The organism is Hydrogenophaga sp., assembly GCF_026125825.1.
Classification (GTDB): Bacteria; Pseudomonadota; Gammaproteobacteria; order Burkholderiales; family Burkholderiaceae_C; genus Hydrogenophaga.
Genome location: NZ_JAHCKK010000093.1, coordinates 1 through 17,307 on the forward strand (window position 1 = coordinate 1; position 17,307 = coordinate 17,307).

The 17,307-nt window shown below is 62.6% G+C and carries 19 protein-coding genes and 1 pseudogene; 14 read left to right on the forward strand and 6 right to left on the reverse strand.

Annotated elements, in window-relative coordinates:
* The 9 genes from KIT86_RS20720 to KIT86_RS20760 form a co-directional block, all read left to right on the forward strand.
* A partial coding sequence (locus tag KIT86_RS20720) for a cation-translocating P-type ATPase (RefSeq protein WP_297401902.1) occupies positions 1–1,829 on the forward strand: 1,829 nt, incomplete at its 5' end.
* Positions 1,829–1,963 carry a cbb3-type cytochrome oxidase assembly protein CcoS gene (gene ccoS, locus KIT86_RS20725; RefSeq protein ID WP_297401904.1) on the forward strand — a complete coding sequence of 45 codons (135 nt, stop codon included), beginning with the start codon at positions 1,829–1,831 and terminating at the stop codon, positions 1,961–1,963. The genes KIT86_RS20720 and ccoS, both read left to right, overlap by 1 nt.
* A gap of 167 nt (positions 1,964–2,130) precedes the next feature.
* Positions 2,131–3,570 carry a cytochrome-c oxidase, cbb3-type subunit I gene (gene ccoN / locus KIT86_RS20730; protein WP_297401906.1) on the forward strand — a complete coding sequence of 480 codons (1,440 nt, stop codon included), beginning with the start codon at positions 2,131–2,133 and terminating at the stop codon, positions 3,568–3,570.
* A gap of 12 nt (positions 3,571–3,582) precedes the next feature.
* A complete protein-coding gene (ccoO, locus tag KIT86_RS20735) occupies positions 3,583–4,209 on the forward strand; it encodes a cytochrome-c oxidase, cbb3-type subunit II (protein WP_297401908.1) in 627 nt (208 codons plus the stop codon).
* A gap of 29 nt (positions 4,210–4,238) precedes the next feature.
* Positions 4,239–4,406: a cbb3-type cytochrome c oxidase subunit 3 gene (locus tag KIT86_RS20740; protein ID WP_297401910.1), complete on the forward strand. Its 168-nt coding sequence runs from the start codon at positions 4,239–4,241 to the stop codon at positions 4,404–4,406.
* Positions 4,403–5,326: a cytochrome-c oxidase, cbb3-type subunit III gene (gene ccoP / locus KIT86_RS20745; protein ID WP_297401913.1), complete on the forward strand. Its 924-nt coding sequence runs from the start codon at positions 4,403–4,405 to the stop codon at positions 5,324–5,326. The genes KIT86_RS20740 and ccoP overlap by 4 nt, the downstream gene beginning before the upstream one ends.
* 91 nt (positions 5,327–5,417) lie before the next feature.
* Positions 5,418–6,791 carry a cytochrome c oxidase accessory protein CcoG gene (gene ccoG, locus KIT86_RS20750; protein WP_297401936.1) on the forward strand — a complete coding sequence of 458 codons (1,374 nt, stop codon included), beginning with the start codon at positions 5,418–5,420 and terminating at the stop codon, positions 6,789–6,791.
* A 29-nt stretch (positions 6,792–6,820) separates the two neighbouring features.
* Positions 6,821–7,123, forward strand: a complete 303-nt coding sequence (locus KIT86_RS20755) for a nitrogen fixation protein FixH (RefSeq protein WP_297401915.1) — start codon at positions 6,821–6,823, stop codon at positions 7,121–7,123.
* A 1-nt stretch (position 7,124) separates the two neighbouring features.
* Positions 7,125–7,355, forward strand: coding sequence for a hypothetical protein (locus tag KIT86_RS20760; RefSeq protein ID WP_297401917.1), 231 nt, complete (start codon positions 7,125–7,127; stop codon positions 7,353–7,355).
* Here the strand turns inward: KIT86_RS20760 and fnr are convergent.
* The gene (gene fnr / locus KIT86_RS20765) at positions 7,333–8,052 is read right to left on the reverse strand and encodes a fumarate/nitrate reduction transcriptional regulator Fnr (protein WP_297401919.1); all 720 of its coding nucleotides are present in this window, start codon (positions 8,050–8,052) and stop codon (positions 7,333–7,335) included. The genes KIT86_RS20760 and fnr overlap by 23 nt on opposite strands.
* 152 nt (positions 8,053–8,204) lie before the next feature.
* On the opposite strand from fnr, the gene hemN reads away from it, so the two are divergent.
* Positions 8,205–9,584 carry an oxygen-independent coproporphyrinogen III oxidase gene (gene hemN, locus KIT86_RS20770; protein WP_297401920.1) on the forward strand — a complete coding sequence of 460 codons (1,380 nt, stop codon included), beginning with the start codon at positions 8,205–8,207 and terminating at the stop codon, positions 9,582–9,584.
* A gap of 20 nt (positions 9,585–9,604) precedes the next feature.
* Positions 9,605–10,276, forward strand: a complete 672-nt coding sequence (locus tag KIT86_RS20775; RefSeq protein ID WP_297401922.1) for a sulfite exporter TauE/SafE family protein — start codon at positions 9,605–9,607, stop codon at positions 10,274–10,276.
* 4 nt (positions 10,277–10,280) lie between these two features.
* On the opposite strand, the gene KIT86_RS20780 is transcribed toward KIT86_RS20775, so the two are convergent.
* Positions 10,281–11,249, reverse strand: a complete 969-nt coding sequence (locus KIT86_RS20780) for a DMT family transporter (RefSeq protein ID WP_297401938.1) — start codon at positions 11,247–11,249, stop codon at positions 10,281–10,283.
* Positions 11,250–11,530: 281 nt separating this feature from the next.
* Between KIT86_RS20780 and aceA the strand changes: the two genes are divergently transcribed.
* Positions 11,531–12,862 (forward strand): isocitrate lyase, encoded by a 1,332-nt coding sequence (aceA, locus tag KIT86_RS20785; RefSeq protein ID WP_297401924.1) that lies wholly within the window; start codon positions 11,531–11,533, stop codon positions 12,860–12,862.
* 121 nt (positions 12,863–12,983) lie between these two features.
* Here the strand turns inward: aceA and KIT86_RS20790 are convergent, their stop codons facing one another.
* The 4 genes and pseudogenes from KIT86_RS20790 to KIT86_RS20805 all read right to left on the reverse strand — a co-directional run bounded on the left by KIT86_RS20790 (position 12,984) and on the right by KIT86_RS20805 (position 16,019).
* The gene (locus KIT86_RS20790; RefSeq protein WP_297401926.1) at positions 12,984–13,214 is read right to left on the reverse strand and encodes a cold shock domain-containing protein; all 231 of its coding nucleotides are present in this window, start codon (positions 13,212–13,214) and stop codon (positions 12,984–12,986) included.
* Positions 13,198–14,367, reverse strand: a complete 1,170-nt coding sequence (locus KIT86_RS20795; protein WP_297401928.1) for a reverse transcriptase domain-containing protein — start codon at positions 14,365–14,367, stop codon at positions 13,198–13,200. The genes KIT86_RS20790 and KIT86_RS20795 overlap by 17 nt, the downstream gene beginning before the upstream one ends.
* Before the next feature lie 803 nt (positions 14,368–15,170).
* Positions 15,171–15,428: pseudogene (locus tag KIT86_RS20800) on the reverse strand (IS21 family transposase); the annotation flags it as partial.
* A 351-nt stretch (positions 15,429–15,779) separates the two neighbouring features.
* Positions 15,780–16,019, reverse strand: a complete 240-nt coding sequence (locus KIT86_RS20805) for a helix-turn-helix transcriptional regulator (RefSeq protein ID WP_297401930.1) — start codon at positions 16,017–16,019, stop codon at positions 15,780–15,782.
* Between the two features lie 155 nt (positions 16,020–16,174).
* Here KIT86_RS20805 and KIT86_RS20810 point away from each other — a divergent pair, with 155 nt between their 5' ends.
* Positions 16,175–16,453: a hypothetical protein gene (locus KIT86_RS20810; RefSeq protein ID WP_297401932.1), complete on the forward strand. Its 279-nt coding sequence runs from the start codon at positions 16,175–16,177 to the stop codon at positions 16,451–16,453.
* A 245-nt stretch (positions 16,454–16,698) separates the two neighbouring features.
* Positions 16,699–17,307, forward strand: a 609-nt coding sequence (locus KIT86_RS20815; RefSeq protein ID WP_297401934.1) for a TGS domain-containing protein, incomplete at its 3' end; no start/stop codon positions are given.

Sequence of the window (17,307 nt, forward strand, 5' to 3'; positions counted from 1 at the left end):
AGTCGGAGCGGCTGCTGCGCTGGGCGTCCTGGGTGTTGACACTGCCGGTGATGCTGTTTTCGTGCGGGCCATTCTTCCGCTCGGCGCTGCGCGACCTGGCGCAGCGGCGCGTCAGCATGGATCTACCGGTGGCGGTCGCGCTGCTGATCACCTTCGCAGTGAGCAGCGCCGGCACCTTCGACCCGCAGGGCGCGTTCGGCCGCGAGGTGTATTTCGATTCGCTGACGATGTTCGTGTTCTTCCTGCTGACCGGGCGCTGGCTCGAGCTGCGCCTGCGCGATCGCACGGCCGGCGCGCTGGAGGCCATGGTCAACCGCATGCCCGATGCCGTGCAGCGGCGCCGCCCGGACGGCAGCTTCGAGTCCGTCGTGGTGCGGCGGCTGGTGGTGGGCGATGTGATCCAGGTCCGCCCGGGCGAGGCGATCGCCGCCGATGGCGTGATCACGCAGGGCTCGACCCTGGTGGACCAGGCCTTGCTGACCGGCGAGTCCAAGCCGGTGTCCCGTGCCGTCGGCGCGCCGGTCATCGCCGGCAGCTTCAACCTGGCCGGCGTCATCGAGGTCCGGGTCGAGAAGGCCGGCGCCGACACCCGGTTCGCGGCGGTGCTGGCACTGGTGCGCAACGCATCGGCGACCAAGCCGCGGCTGGCGCAACTGGCCGACCGCATCGCCAAGCCGTTCCTGATCGTCGTGTTGCTGGCCGCGGCGGCGGCTGCCGGGTACTGGTGGTCGGCCGGTGCGGGCCACGCCTTGATGGTGGCCGTCGCGGTGCTGGTCGTGACCTGTCCGTGCGCCTTGTCGCTGGCCACGCCCACCGCCATGCTCGCCGCCGCCGGCAACCTGGCCCGGGGCGGGGTGCTGGTGCGCCGCCTGCAGGCTCTCGAGGCCCTGGCCGCGGTCGACACCGTGGTGTTCGACAAGACCGGGACGCTGACCCGCGACGGCCTGCGGCTCGGCGCGGTGCGCGTGCGCGAGGGCCTGTCGCGCGAGCAGGCGCTAGCCATGGCGGCGGCGCTGGCCGGGCAGTCGCTGCATCCGGTGGCGCGCGCGCTGGTGCAGGCGGCGCAGCAGCCGGGCTCCGCGCCGAGCTGGCATGCCGAGGCGGTCACCGAACATGCGGGGCAGGGGATGCAGGGCGATCTGCAGCCCTGCGACGGGACGACACCGGCGCGTTCGGCGCGGCTGGGCAGCAGCCGGTTCTGCGGCCTGCCCGAGGCGGATCATCACGCAGGATCGACGCACCTGGCCGACGCGTCCGGCTGGCTGGCGAGTTTCACGTTGCACCAGGACCTGCGTGCGGACGCCGCGGACACGGTCGCAGGCCTGTTGTCCGATGGTTACCAGGTGCACATGGTCTCGGGCGACCAGCGCGAGGCGGCATTGCAGGTGGCCGAACCCCTGGGTATCGCCTCGGTGTGGGCCGGTTGTTCCCCCGATGACAAGCTTGCATTCCTGCGCGAGCAGCAGGCGCAGGGGCATCGGGTGGCGGTGATCGGCGACGGCCTGAACGACGCCCCGGTGCTGGCCGGTGCCGATGTGTCGTTCGCGCTCGGTCACGCCGCTCCGCTGGCGCAGTCCCACGCCGATTTCGTCGTGCTGGGCGGGCAATTGCGGCGCATCGGCCAGAGCCTGCAACTGGCGCGACGCACCATGCGGGTCGTACGGCAGAACCTGGGCTGGGCCCTGGCCTACAACATGGCCTGCATTCCGCTGGCGGTGGTGGGCTGGATTCCGGCCTGGCTGGCCGGGCTGGGCATGGCCGCCAGCTCGTTGCTGGTGGTGGTCAATGCGCTGCGCCTGGCCAGCGGACTGGAAGAGGGGAAAGACTGATGGATATCCTGTACCTGCTCATTCCCTTGTCGGTCGTGCTGGTGTTCTTCATCCTGGCAGGCCTGTGGTGGGCCATCTACCGCGGGCAGTTCGAGGATATCGAGCGTGAAGGCGAGCGCATCCTGGAGGAATGACACGATGATTCCGCCCAGGCCAGGCCGGTGCCATGCGTGGCGACTGCCTGCGCGAGCAGGCCGAGTGTTGCTTGTGTGTCAAAACGCAAGTCCCGTTTGATGTTGGTCAAACCCGCTCAGGGTTTGCCAGTGGAAACTTGAACCAGATCAATTTGGAAGACCTGAAAATGCAATTTCCCAATGCGAAGGCCACGTCCTACAACGATACCGTCGTACGGCAATTCGCCATCATGACCATCGTCTGGGGTGTCGTCGGCATGCTGGTCGGGGTGATCATCGCGGCCCAGCTGACCTGGCCGGAGCTCAACTTCGGCATACCCTGGCTCAGTTACGGCCGGCTCAGGCCGCTGCATACCAATGCGGTGATCTTCGCGTTCGGCGGTTGCGGCTTGTTCGCCACCGCCTATTACGTCGTGCAGCGCACCTGCCAGGTCCGGCTGTTCGGCGACAAGCTGGCGGCATTCACGTTCTGGGGCTGGCAGCTGGTGATCGTGGCTGCGGCCATCTCGCTGCCGATGGGTTTCACCCAGGCCAAGGAATATGCCGAACTCGAGTGGCCGATCGACATCCTGATCGCGCTGGTCTGGGTGGCGTTCGCGGTGGTCTTCTTCGGCACCATCGGCACCCGCAAGGTGCGTCACATCTACGTGGCCAACTGGTTCTTCGGCGCGTTCATCCTGGCGGTGGCCCTGCTGCACATCGTCAACAGCGCGGCCATTCCGTCGGGCTGGATGAAGTCGTATTCGGCCTACGCCGGCGTGCAGGACGCGATGGTGCAGTGGTGGTACGGCCACAACGCGGTGGGCTTCTTCCTGACCGCCGGCTTCCTGGCGATGATGTACTACTTCATCCCCAAGCAGGCCGAGCGCCCGGTGTACAGCTACCGGCTGTCGATCGTGCACTTCTGGGCGCTGATCTTCACCTACATGTGGGCCGGCCCGCACCACCTGCACTACACCGCGCTGCCCGACTGGACGCAGTCGGTGGGCATGGTGTTCTCGCTCATCCTGCTCGCGCCCAGCTGGGGCGGCATGATCAACGGCATCATGACGCTCTCGGGCGCCTGGCACAAACTGCGCGACGACCCCATCCTGCGCTTCCTGATCGTCTCGCTCTCGTTCTACGGCATGTCGACCTTCGAGGGGCCGATGATGTCGATCAAGACGGTCAACGCGCTCTCGCACTACACCGACTGGACCGTGGGCCACGTGCACTCCGGCGCGCTGGGCTGGGTGGGCCTGGTGACCATGGGCTCCATGTACTACCTGATTCCGCGCCTGTACGGCCAGAAGAAGATGTACTCGGTCCCCGCCATCGAACTGCACTTCTGGATCGCCACCCTGGGCATCGTCCTCTACATCGCCGCGATGTGGATCGCCGGTGTGATGCAGGGCCTGATGTGGCGTGCCGTCAACCCCGATGGCAGCCTGACCTACACCTTCGTCGAATCGGTCAAGGCCACCTTCCCGTTCTACGTCATCCGCCTGCTCGGTGGCGTGCTCTACCTCGCTGGCATGGGCGTGATGCTGTGGAACACGGTGATGACCGCGCGCAATGGCCGCGTGGAAGACGTCCGCATTCCCGCTCTCAACCCCGCCCACGCCTGAGGAGCCACAACCATGGCCGACAACAACAAGCCCCAGGGTTTCACCCACGAGCGGATCGAGACCAACAACTTCCTCATGATCGTGCTCATCGTGCTGGTGATCGCCGTCGGGGGACTGGTCGAAATCGTTCCGCTGTTCTTCCAGAAGTCCACCACCCAGCCGGTGGAAGGCCTCAAGCCCTACAGCGCGCTGCAGATCGCCGGGCGCGACGTATATGTGCGCGAAGGTTGCTACAACTGCCACTCGCAGATGATCCGCCCCTTCCAGGCCGAGACGCTGCGCTACGGCCACTACTCGGTCGCTGGCGAATTCGTCTACGACCGGCCCTTCCAGTGGGGCAGCAAGCGCACCGGCCCCGACCTGGCGCGCGTGGGTGGCCGCTACAGCGACGAGTGGCACCGCATCCACCTGAACAACCCGCGCGACCTCGTGCCCGAGTCCAACATGCCGGCCTACGCCTGGCTGGAGAAGAAGACCGTGAACGAGGCCGGCCTGCCCAAGCGCATGCAGGTGCTGCGCACCCTGGGCGCGCCTTACACCGACGAAGAAATCGCCGCATCCCAGGCCGACGTGAAGGGCAAGACCGAAATGGACGCCCTCATCGCCTACCTGCAGGTGCTGGGCACCGCCATCAAGTGAGCGCCAAGCCATAGCAAGGAGAACGCGACATGGACATCAATGACCTGCGCAGCGCCGTCACCGTGATCAGCCTGATGACCTTCCTGGGCATCGTGGCCTGGGCGTGGTCCCGGCGCAACCAGTCCCGCTTCGACGAGGCAGCCATGCTGCCGTTCCAGGACGAAGCCACCACCGACAGCACGAAAGAACCGTCATGAGCGACTTCACCAGCGAATTCTGGTCCTGGTACGTGGCCGGGTTGACCCTGGTCAGCATCCTCGCCTGCCTGATCCTGCTCTGGGTCAGCGGTACCACCAAGGTCAAGGCCTCGGCCGACAACACCACCGGCCACGTGTGGGACGGCGACCTGCGCGAGATGAACAACCCATTGCCCAAGTGGTGGGTCTATCTCTTCATCATCACCGTCGTGTTCTCGCTCGCCTACGGCCTGCTGTACCCGACCTTCGGCAAGTACCAGGGCATGCTGGGCTGGTCGTCCGACGGCCAGCACAAGGCCGAGGTCGCCAAGGTCGAGAAGGCCATCGCGCCGATCTACGCCAAGTTCGCCGACATGACGCCGCCGCAGCTGGCATCGGACGCCTCGGCCATGGCCATCGGCGAGCGCCTGTTCATGAACAACTGCGCGCAATGCCATGGCTCGGACGCACGCGGCGCCCGCAGCTTTCCCAACCTGACCGACCGCGACTGGCTCTGGGGCGGCGAACCCGACGCGATCAAGGCCACCATCACCAACGGCCGCAACGGCGTGATGCCCCCCATGGCCGCCGCCGTGGGCACGCCCGAAGACGTGCGCAACGTCGCGCACTTCGTGCTCAGCCTCTCCGGCAGCCCGCACGACTCGGTGCGCGCCGCGCTGGGCCGCAGCAAATTCGGCGCCTGCGCCGCCTGCCACGGCATGGAAGGCAAGGGCAACACCGCCATGGGCGCGCCCAACCTGAGCGACAACACCTGGCTGCACGGCTGGGGCGAAGACGCCGTGGTGCGCGCCATCACCAAGGGCTTCAACAACCAGATGCCGGCGCAGGCCGGCAAGCTCAACGCGGACCAGATCCACGTGCTGAGCGCCTACGTGTGGGGCTTGTCCAACAAGGCCGGCGCGGCGGCTGCTGGCAACTGATCGACCCGCCACTGCCCACCCAGCCCACGTGACCACCACTTCGAGCAAGCCCCGAGCCACCATCCCCATCGTCCCCGTCGATGACGAGACGATGGTGTCCCTGTACGCCTCGCGCGAGAAGATCCAGCCGCGTTCTGTCCAGGGCCTGTTCGCCAACTGGCGCTGGGTCATGGTCTGGATCACGCAACTGGTCTTCTACGGGCTGCCCTGGCTGGAGTGGAACGCCCGCCAGGCCGTGCTGTTCGACCTGGAGGCGCGCCGCTTCTACATCTTCGGGCTGGTGCTCTACCCGCAGGACTTCATCTACCTCACCGGCCTGCTCGTCATCTGCGCCTTCGCGCTCTTCCTCTTCACCGCCGTGGCCGGGCGCCTGTGGTGCGGCTTCGCCTGCCCGCAGACGGTCTACACCGAAATCTTCCTGTGGATCGAGAAGAAGGTCGAAGGCGACCGCTCGGCCCGCCTGCGGCTGGACCAGTCCGCCATGTCCGCGGCCAAGCTGGGCAAACGATCGCTCAAGCACGCGCTGTGGATCGGCTTCTCGCTCTGGACCGGCTTCACCTTCGTGGGCTACTTCACGCCCATCCGCGAGCTGGGCGCGCTCTCGGTGGCCGCCGCCCTCGGGCCCTGGCAGCTCTTCTGGATCTTCTTCTACGGCTTCGCCACCTATGGCAACGCCGGCTTCCTGCGCGAGCAGGTCTGCAAATACATGTGTCCGTACGCGCGCTTCCAGAGCGCGATGTTCGACAAGGACACCATGATCGTCACCTACGACGCGCAGCGCGGCGAACCCCGTGGCGCCCGCTCCAAGAAAGCCGACCCCAAGGCGCTGGGGCTGGGCGCCTGCATCGACTGCACGCTGTGCGTGCAGGTGTGCCCCACCGGCATCGACATCCGCAACGGCCTGCAGTACGAATGCATCGGCTGCGCCGCCTGCATCGACGTCTGCGACGACGTGATGGACAAAGTCGGCTACCCGCGCGGCCTGATCCGCTTCTCGACCCAGAACGGCGTGGCCAACGGCTGGGACACCCGGCAGATGCTGCGGCGCGCCCTGCGCCCCCGCGTCCTTGTCTACATCAGCATCCTTGCCGCCATCACGCTCGCCGTGGGCCTGAGCCTGTTCATGCGCACACCGCTCAAGGTGGACGTGATCCGCGATCGCGGCGCCCTGGCGCGCATGGTGGAGCAGGGCCGCATCGAAAACGTGTTCCGCCTGCAGATCATGAACGCCACCGAATCGCCCCAGCGCTACGCCATCAGCGTCTCCGGCCTGCCGGGCATCGCGCTGGACTCCAGCGCCGAGGTGGAAGTGCTCTCCACCGAGGTGCGCGCGGTGGCCGTGCGGGTGCAGATCCCGCCCGAGACCGCCAGCCCGGGCTCGCACCCCATCCAGTTCGACATCCGTGCCGTGGGCGATGCGTCGATCCACGTCGCCGAAAAAGCGGCCTTCCTCGTGCCGCGCTGACCCGATCCCACTTGCTCAAGGAGCCCGCCATGAACCCGTCAACCTCTCCCGCCCTGGCCGCCGCGCCCGTGCCCTCGGTGCCGTGGTGGCGCGTGCCCCACATGTGGCTCGTGGTGGGCGGCCCGCTGACGGTGGTGGTGGCCAGCCTCATCACCGCCTTCATCGCCGTCAAGAACGCCGACCCCGTGCTCGACAAAGCCGTGTTCGAGCGCGACCGCGAAGCCGCGCTGGCGCTGGAAGGGCAGGCCAAGGCCGAGGCGCTCATCAAGCTGCAGCCCGCGCACCAGGCGCGCAACCACGCGGCCTCGCCCGTGGTGCCGCAGGAGCGCTGACGTGCTGGCGCGCGACTGGATGGCCATCGCCTGGCCCGCCTTCCTGCTGGCGGCGGTGCTGGAGATGGTTGTCTTCGCCCTGGTGGACCCGGGCGACCTGCACTGGGCCGGCCAGCCGCTGGCGTGGTCTCGCCAGGCGGTCTACACCGTGTCCTTCTTCGCGTTCTGGGGGGTGACGCTGGCCTCGAGCGCGCTCAGCGTGCTGCTGGTCAGCCGCAGGTCTGAGGATTGACGATCTTGCGCAGGCCGTCCGTGCTCTTGATATGCACGTAGCGCTGCTTCACATCGATGATGCCGTCCTCCACGAACTTGGAGAAGGTGCGGCTCACCGTCTCCAGCTTCATGCCGAGGTAGCTGCCGATTTCCTCACGCGTCATGCGCAGCACCAACTCGGACTGCGAGAACCCGCGCGCATGCAGGCGCTGCACCAGGTTGAGCAGGAAAGCCGCCAGGCGCTCCTCGGCGCGCATGCTGCCCAGCAGCAGCATCACCCCATGGTCGCGCACGATCTCGCGGCTCATGATCTTGTGCACATGGTGCTGCAGCGTGGTGAACTCGCGCGACAGCTCCTCGACCTGGTCGAACGGCATCACGCAGACCTCGGCATCTTCCAGCGCCACGGCATTGCACGAATGGTGGTCGCTCACGATGCCGTCCAGGCCGATGATCTCGCCCGTCATCTGGAAGCCCGTCACCTGGTCGCGGCCGTCGGCCGTGGTCACGCAGGTCTTGAAGAAACCCGAGCGCACGGCGTAGAGCGAGGTGAACTTGTCTCCCACGCTGAACAGCGACGTGCCACGCTTGATGCGCCGCCGCTTGGAGATCACCTTGTCCAGCTTGTCCATCTCGTCGGGATTCAAGCCCATGGGAAGGCAGAGTTCCCGCAGATTGCAGCTCGAACAGGCGACTTTGATGCTTTGAGCGTCCATTAGAAAAGTCCGGATTCGCAAAAGGTTACAGCATACCCCCCTAGGTGTCGAATGCGGCGCCCGGCTGCGGATCAGTTGACCACCTTTTGATGAGGATCAAGGGAAATCGAGGCACTCTGTCGCACAGTGGGAGCCTTGATGGAGATTCGATCTTGAGCCACGCCATATCCGAGGAGCTGCTGAGGCGTTTTGACGTACCTGGGCCGCGCTACACCTCTTACCCCACCGCCGACCGGTTCGTGGAGGCGTTCACCGAAAGCGACTACATCCAGGCGCTGGAGCAGCGCCGCGCGGGCTCGATGGCCCTGCCGCTGTCCCTGTACGTCCACATTCCGTTCTGCGAATCCGTCTGCTACTACTGCGCCTGCAACAAGGTCATCACCCGCCACCACTCGCGCGCGGCCGAGTACCTGCGCTACCTGGCGCGCGAAGTCGATCTGCAAGTGGCGCACCTGGGCCAGGGCCACAGCGTGTCGCAACTGCACCTGGGCGGCGGCACGCCCACCTTCCTCTCTGACGCCGAGCTCGAAGAGCTCATGGCCATGCTGCGGCGCCACTTCACGCTGGCGCCCGGCGGCGAGTACTCGGTGGAGGTGGACCCGCGCACCGTGACCGAAGACCGCCTCAGGCACCTGGCCCGCCTGGGCTTCAACCGCCTGAGCTTTGGCGTGCAGGACTTCGACCCCGCCGTGCAGAAAGCCGTGCACCGCGTGCAGCCCGCCGAGCAGGTGTTTGAGCTGGTCGCCGCCGCGCGGCGCATCGGCTTCGAATCGGTCAACGTGGACCTCATCTACGGCCTGCCGCTGCAGACCCCCGAATCCTTCGCGCGCACACTCACGCAGGTGAACGAACTGCGGCCCGACCGCATCGCCCTCTACGCCTACGCCCACCTGCCATCGCGCTTCAAACCGCAGCGCCGCATCTCGGCGGCCGAGCTGCCCAGCGCCGGTGACAAGCTGGGCATGCTCTCCATGTCGCTCGATGCGCTGATCGACAACGGCTACGTCTACGTCGGCATGGACCACTTCGCGCTGCCCAACGACGCGCTCGCCGTCGCCAAGCGCCAGGGCCGCCTGCACCGCAACTTCCAGGGCTACAGCACGCAACCCGATTGCGACCTCATCGCGCTGGGCGTCTCCGCCATCGGGCGCATCGGCGCCACCTACAGCCAGAACGCCAAAACGCTGGACGAATACCGCGACCTGCTCGACCAGGGCCGCCTGCCCATCGTGCGCGGCCTGGCGCTCACGCGCGACGACATCCTGCGCCGCGCGGTGATCATGTCGCTCATGTGCCAGGGCGAAGTGCAGTTGGAGTCGATCGAACTCGGCCACCTCATCGACTTCAAAACCCACTTTGCCCGCGAACTCGAGGTGCTCGAAGGCCTGGCCGCCGAAGGCCTGGTGCGCCTGAGCCCGACCGGCGTCCAGGTCACCGACACCGGCTGGTTCCTCGTGCGCGCCATCGCCATGGTGTTCGACAAGAACCTGCAGGTCGACCTCGACCGCGCGCGGTTCTCCCGCATCATCTGAGGCCGGGCCGGGCGACCACCATGCAAACCTCCATGGCCATCACCGCGCTCTTCATGGGCCTGGTGGGCGGCCCGCACTGCGTGGCCATGTGCGGCGCGGCCTGCGCCGGCATCGGCCGCGCGGCCGGCGCGCGCAGCACCCAGGCCCTGCTGGGCTTTCAGGCCAGCCGCATGCTGGGCTACGCGCTGTTCGGCGCCTTCGCGGCCGGCTCGGTGCAAGGCCTGGCCTGGCTGGGCACCAACACCGCCGTGCTGCGCCCCGTGTGGACCATGTTCCATGTGGGCGCGCTGCTCCTGGGCGCGGCGCTGATCTGGCGCGCGCGCCAACCCGCCTGGATCGAAAACCTCGGGCAGCAAGTGTGGCGCCGCGCCCGCCCCGCCATGGTGAAACTCGGGCCGCGCGCGCCCATGGTGCTGGGCGTGGCCTGGGCGCTCATGCCCTGCGGCCTGCTGTACTCGGCGCTGCTTGTGGCCTCGCTCTCGGCCAACGCGCTGGAAGGCGCGGCCATCATGGCCCTGTTCTCCCTGGGCACCTCGGTCTCGCTCACCGCCGGGCCGTGGCTGCTGCTGCGCCTGCGCGGCGCAAGCTCGGGCGGGTGGGGCATCCGCCTGGCCGGGCTGGCCCTGGCCGTCACCTCGGGTTGGGCCCTGTGGATGGGCATCACCCAACCTTCTGGCCTGTGGTGCCTCTGAAGCCTCAGGCCTGAGGCGCGGCGCGGCCGGGCAGGGTGGCCAGCACCAGGCCCAGCAGGGCAATGCCAAACGCCACCCCTTGCAACAGCGACAAGCGCTCGCCCATGAACAACACACCAATGGCCGCCGCGCTGATCGGCAGCATCACCGTGAACACGCCCGCCTGCGACGCTGGCACCTTCTTGAGCCCCGTCATCCACAGCCACACCGTCCACACGCTCGCCGCCAGCGCGTAGAACACCAGCAAACCCCAGACGGGCAGGGCGACGGTGGTGAAATCAAACGTCCACGCCGCCCACAAGCCAAACGGCGTGACCAGCGCGAAACCCCACAGATTGATGATGGCCGAAATGCGCTTGGGCCCCAGGCCCTCGGTAAGGTGCTTGCCAATCACCACGTAAGACGCCTCGCACACCACGGCGGCGAACACCAGCAGATTGCCCAGCAGCGCCTTGCTGATGCCCAGGGGGCCGCTCGTGTCGGCCACCACCGCACCCGCGTCCACCTTTTGCAGCGAAAACAGACCAATGCCCAGCGCCGCGCAAGCAATGCCGGCCGCACTGCGCCAGCCAATGCGCTCGCGCAAAAACAGCCAGCTCAACACCGCCACCACCGCAGGGATCGACGACATCACCACACCCGCGGCCACCGCCGTCGTCATGCTCACGCCGAACAGCATGCAAATGGAAAACAGGAAATTGCCCAGGAACGACTCCAGGAACAGCAGGCCGCGCGTGCGCGGCGACATCGCCGGCTCGTCCGCCGGCTTCTTCAGCCAGTTCCACATCGCCACCCCGCCAATGCCAAAGCGCAGCCAGGCCAGCAGGAACACGGGAAACACCAGCACCAGCGGCTTGGACAGGGCCACATAGCTGCCCACCAGCGACATGCTCAACGCCAGGCACGCATAGGCCCACCAACGGTTCGGGGAAGTCACGGTTTTTGACACGGTGTGCACGAAAGTGGGTCGCATCATGCCTGAAGCCATTCAAGGCATTCCAGCATGAGAGAGAAGCGTTTTGCAATATGAAATAGCCAAATGCTGCGGCGCAAGAAAATTTCTCAATGCAAGAAACAGATTTCTACATTGAGAAATTTGAAGAAAAAACCGTTGAAAAACAACAAGAAAATTTTTATCTTATATAAGACATAAGAGCTTCCAAAACTCTTCTATAAGACTTAAAGTCTTCTCAACGGCACCGCGTTTGCATGCAAGCCAGCCGCCCCGATCCATCAACCTCACGGAGTATTCAAATGCCGCAATCCCTCACCGAGCAACTGAGCCGCGCCCAACAGATCGAAGCCCTGGAGAAAGACTGGGCGACCAACCCGCGCTGGAAGGGTGTGAAGCGCGGCTACAGCGCCGCCGACGTCGTGCGCCTGCGCGGCAGCATGCAGATCGAGCACACGCTGGCCAAGCGCGGCGCCGAGAAACTGTGGGACAAAGTCAACGGCGGCGCCAAGAAAGGCTACGTGAACGCCTTCGGCGCCATCTCCGCCGGCCAGGCCATGCAACAGGCCAAGGCTGGCCTGGAAGCCGTGTACCTCTCGGGCTGGCAGGTCGCCGCCGACGGCAACACCTCGGAAACCATGTACCCCGACCAGTCGCTCTACGCCTACGACTCGGTGCCCACCATGGTCCGCCGCATCAACAACACCTTCAAGCGCGCCGACGAAATCCAGTGGGGCCGTGGCATCGAGCCGGGCAGCCCTGAATTCATCGACTACTTCCTGCCCATCGTGGCCGATGCGGAAGCCGGCTTCGGCGGCGTGCTCAACGCCTTCGAACTCATGAAAAACATGATCGCCGCCGGTGCCGCTGGCGTGCACTTCGAAGACCAGCTCGCCGCCGTGAAGAAATGCGGCCACATGGGTGGCAAGGTGCTCGTGCCCACGCAAGAAGCCTGCGAAAAGCTGATCGCCGCGCGCTTCGCTGCCGACGTGATGGGCGTCTCTACCATCGTGCTGGCCCGCACCGATGCCGAAGCCGCCAACCTCATCACCAGCGACCACGACGCCAACGACAAGCCTTTCCTCACCGGCGAGCGCACGCAAGAAGGCTTCTTCCGCGTGAAGAACGGCCTGGAGCAAGCCATCAGCCGCGGCATTGCCTACGCCCCGTATGCCGACCTCGTGTGGTGCGAAACCGGCGTGCCCGACATCGGCTTCGCCCGCGAATTCGCGCAAGCCGTGCAAGCCGCCTGCCCGGGCAAGCTGCTGTCGTACAACTGCTCGCCCTCGTTCAACTGGAAGAAAAACCTCAACGACAAGCAGATCGCCTCGTTCCAGGAAGACCTGGCCGCGCTGGGCTACAAGTACCAGTTCATCACGCTGGCCGGCATCCACATCAACTGGTTCAACACCTTCCAGTTTGCCCACGCCTACGCCCGCGGCGAAGGCATGAAGCACTACACGGAAATGGTGCAGGAACCCGAATTCGCCGCACGCGACAAGGGCTACACCTTCGTGTCGCACCAGCAGGAAGTGGGCGCGGGTTACTTCGACGACGTGACCACGGTGATCCAGGGTGGTTCTTCGAGCGTGAAGGCGCTGACGGGTTCGACCGAAGAAGAGCAGTTCCACTGAGCTGAATCCTCATTAAGTAGAGGAGACAGGGCCACCCTTCGGGGTGGCTTTTTTTTGTGGGTGTACGCGGTCGCGGACTAGGTAACCTTGGCTATTCGTTCATTGAACCACACTGGCATTATTAGCCGATGCGTTCTATTTCGTAAGCAAATGGCCCCTTACCTGTTCCGACCATATCGATTTTGAACCTAACCTTCATTCCTTCAACAAGCCGACTTTCATCTTTGAGTGACTTGTAGAAGAAAAATAGATCCTTGCCTTTTTCCCTGGTAATGAAGCCAAATCCCTTAAAAGGAAAAAAGCATTTGATCGTCCCAATGCCTTGGTGCTCAACGTCAGATTGGTTCGCCATAGAGAAGCTCGTCCTTTTGCCCAATAGGTTTGCAGCCTTCAAGCAACTTCTTAACAATAGTCGCTTGAGTAATATTATTCCGGAAAAGAATGTTGGCTTTGTAGTTGACCAGATGGTATTGCTGGAAGTATGCGTACTTAGCTCTGGTGGAGGTCTTTGACCTACTGAGGTATTTTGCTTGCTTGAAAATAGCAGTTGCTGCTGTTTCATCGTAGAGCGGCAAAATCGCTTGCAGTCGCCCACGATAGTTAGCTGCTTCTTTGTGTTTTAAGTAGGAGAGTTTAGCTACTCGACCTGAGAGGCGGTTGTGTAAATTATGAAAATCTTCGTCGGTCCGATTATTTGTTGCTGCTGACTCGCAAGAATGGAGTTCAGCGCGAATGGACCGGCGATCTTCTGTGTGAGCACGTGGTTTGCCACGATTTAGCCACAACCCAGTAACCTCCATTAGTGTTTCTGGATTCGATCGGGCAGTGATTCGCTGCTTTCTATTGTTCAGCTTAAGCCCACAGCGCTTCATCATGGCTTTCACGCTAACAATGACTTTCTCGATCTCCTGAGGAGAAAAAGGTTTTTTTCGAGAAATTGCGATGTCGTCTAACAGCCGTGTATATGTGTATCCTTTGCTTTTGCAATATTGTGCAAAATGATACTCGCAGTCAAATAGGGCTAAATTTGCTAAATGTGAACTCGTACATGCACCTTGTGGCAGTAATCCATCAAGTGTGCATAAGTCGGCTAAAAGTTGAGAGACGTCCTTTGGGAATTTACAGAAGTGCTGAAAAATCGAGACCACTCTTTCTCGACTTATTGAAGGATAAAAGTTCTTTACGTCGAGCGTTATTACTGCCTCTGCGCCAGCATGCTCAGTTGCATTCTTGACATAGTCTCTGTCTTTTATCCCCCCATGCAAATATGGTGGATAAATAACATTGTCAAAGATATGCTTGTTGATCCGTTTTTGAATCACTTTTATGTGATTTGTTGGGATCTGTATTTTCCTAAAGTTGCCGTCCGCTTTGGGAATTTCGTGCAGATGATAGTGGTGCTTAATTCTTGAAGCCGTATCTTGCAAAATCTCTACTTCAACTTGCAAGGTTTGCGACAGAGCACGCAGAGACCCGATTGGTCTTTTTGAATATTGAGCCTTCATCTGAAGAAAAGTTAGATACCTGCCTTAGAAAATATTCTCCCAATTATCTTGGGCGAAATCCCATACGGACTTAAGCAATGGCAGCCACCTGATGAGGGTGGCGATATGCACAATGCCGGACTTGCCGCTAGCGCTGATTTGACTTGGCACTTGCTCACGCGCATACCGAGACTTTTTCGTTGTGGCACGAAGGCCACGCTTCTTCAAACAACTAAATGGCTTATTTGCCATAAATCACCTCTTTTCGAATTGCATACCAGAAATTGATATGCTGCCCAACTTCGAAAAGAGATTTAGAGAATAAAAACTTGCAGCAAGTCCAGGTATCTACTTTTTAGCTCAACAATCGACTCTTATTTACCGAGCTGTTCGCTCCCATGGTTCTCCGAGGAGTTCGAGGGGGCGCCAGAGCAGCGAGCCGGTCAGGTTCTGATGAACAGAACGTTTTCTAAAAAAGAAAACTCAGACTTCTCTAAAATTGCTTGAAGAAAACGAAATACAGCCCAAACGATTCGTTTGGTAACGCAATGTTACCACGACGCTGCGGCGATGCTGTGACAGATTTCACATAAGCGGAAGTTTTGTGTGGCGTGTTATCGAAGTAGCCATCTTTCGTCTGAGCTTTGGCTCGTTGAGCGAGGAGCTGTTCAGTCCTCAACTGAGTCGCGAGATGTTGTCTTTTTGCTGAATTTCACTGATCTCTGCCCCGAGATTTCCATCGAATACTGCCCCACCCGCCTTGTGAGCAAAGCAGCTCACGGCGTGGATAAGTGCTTCGTTTTCTCCTTAGCAGACTTGGGTGTGTGGAGCTGCAGCAAAGTGCGCCGCTGTTTGCGCGACTTTGTTGCTTTGATCAATAGCCAGTTTGAGAGTTTGTCAGCGTAGGGATCGAGCTAGCTGGAGCTCGCACGCTTGGGGTAACGGGGTTCTTCATCACCCGCCCGCAGGTACTTCTTAACGGTGTTGCGAGCCAGGCCTGTACGCCTTGAGATCTCGCGGATGGACATCTGCTCGCGCAGTGCACAGTGTCTTATGACACTCAGTGGCGCCACGTCTATCACTCCTGAAATCTCCTGCTGCTAGAAGCAGCAGGGTAGGGTTCTTAAGTGGGTCAGCTTTAAACGGAAATTGCTGCTCTAACTGGGTCAGTCTTCAGTGAAAGACAACATCGATTCGGCCGGGTGGCGACGCTTTCAGCCCCGCGTGACTCGCCACTGTTGCGACGCGCACTCGGCTCCCCCAGGTTTTCTATCCAAGCCGATTCCCTTCCGCTTTTGCGATTGGGCGGCACTCTGCTCCAGCGGCAGCAGCGCCTCCTCCCCTCGCGCGCGAACTCGTCGGCCTACGAGGCTCGGCACCGGTGTGCCGGCCTGTTGGCTGCTTGGCTCAGCAAGCATGACTCGCGGTGTTTCTCAGCGAGTGCGCTGGGCGCGCATGCGCTTCTCTACATCCTTCATGAACTCCGAAGGGGTGACGTCCAGTGCGTCACACAGCTTGAACATGATCCGCACGCTCGGGCTGTTCTTTCCAAGTTCGATGAGCGAAATGAAGGTCCGAGCCACGTCAGCGCGAAGTGCGAGCTCGGTTTGGCTCCACTTGCGACGCGTCCGCAGGCCTCGCAATGCCTGCCCAAATGCCTGATCTGGTTCCACTGTGCTTGCTCTTTAAGATGAGCAAGGGTGGGTTAGCAGCCCTTTGCTTGTGACCTATATTTAGTTCAAAATGATGGTCGTTTCCTTGGAGGGGTATTCCTCGGCATGTCCCTGCCGAGGAGTCGATTCACAACTGAACAATGGAGGGCCCAAGCATGGCAATCAAACTTCTATTCCGCAACGCATTCATGCGCCTGCGCCTGCGCAACCGCAACGACTTCGCTGTCCGCATGCTCGTCCTCTCCTCCCAGGCGCTAGACCGGCTCCATCTGTTGGCCTTCACGCTGGACCGCCACGCGGACCAAGGCAAGCGGCTCGGCCCCGACTTGGAGAGCGCGAAGGCGCTTCGCGACGAGATGGCGCAGCGGTTCGCGGAGCTTGGCGACAAGCTCAGCGAGATGCAAGCCGTGGCGCAGCAGCACCGCAAGGGCTGAGCCCTGCGCCTCAGGCCTTCGATGGCGGGCCAGGGCAGGCCCTGGCCGGCGTTTTGTGGGAAAATGCCCGTTCTTCTTCTGAATCAGCAAGAGCGAGAAAGGCAATCTGGTTATGACACCGCGAACTATGGAGACCACCTCCACGGCCCTTTGAGGCCTGCAGTTCGCGCCTGCCCGATTGATTTCCTTTTGACCCCACACCAGCGCGGCCCCTGCCGCGCTTTTTTGTTTTCTGGACCCACCCCATGCTGCACATCACGCTCCCCGACGGCTCCCAACGCGAATACCCCGGCCCGGTCACGGTCGCCGACGTGGCGGCCTCCATCGGCACCGGCCTGGCCAAGGCCGCCTTGGCCGGCAAGATCGGCGACAAGGTGGTGGACACCAGCTACCTCATCACGCAAGACAGCCCGCTGTCCATCGTCACCGCCAAGGACGCCGACGGCCTGGAGGTGATCCGCCATTCCACGGCGCACTTGCTGGCCTATGCGGTGAAAGAGCTGTTTCCCGACGCGCAGGTGACCATCGGCCCGGTGATCGAGCACGGCTTTTTCTACGACTTTTCGTACAAGCGCCCCTTCACGCCCGAAGACTTGGTGGCGATTGAAAAGCGCATGGCCCAGCTGGCCGCCAAGGACGAGCCGGTGGTGCGCCGCGTGCTGCCGCGCGACGAGGCCGTGGCCTACTTCAAGGGCCTGGGCGAGCACTACAAGGCGGAGATCATCGCCAGCATCCCCAGCAATGAAGATGTGTCGTTGTACCGCGAGGGCGCTTTTGAAGACTTGTGCCGCGGCCCGCACGTGCCAAGCACGGGCAAGCTCAAGCATTTCAAGCTGATGAAGGTGGCCGGCGCC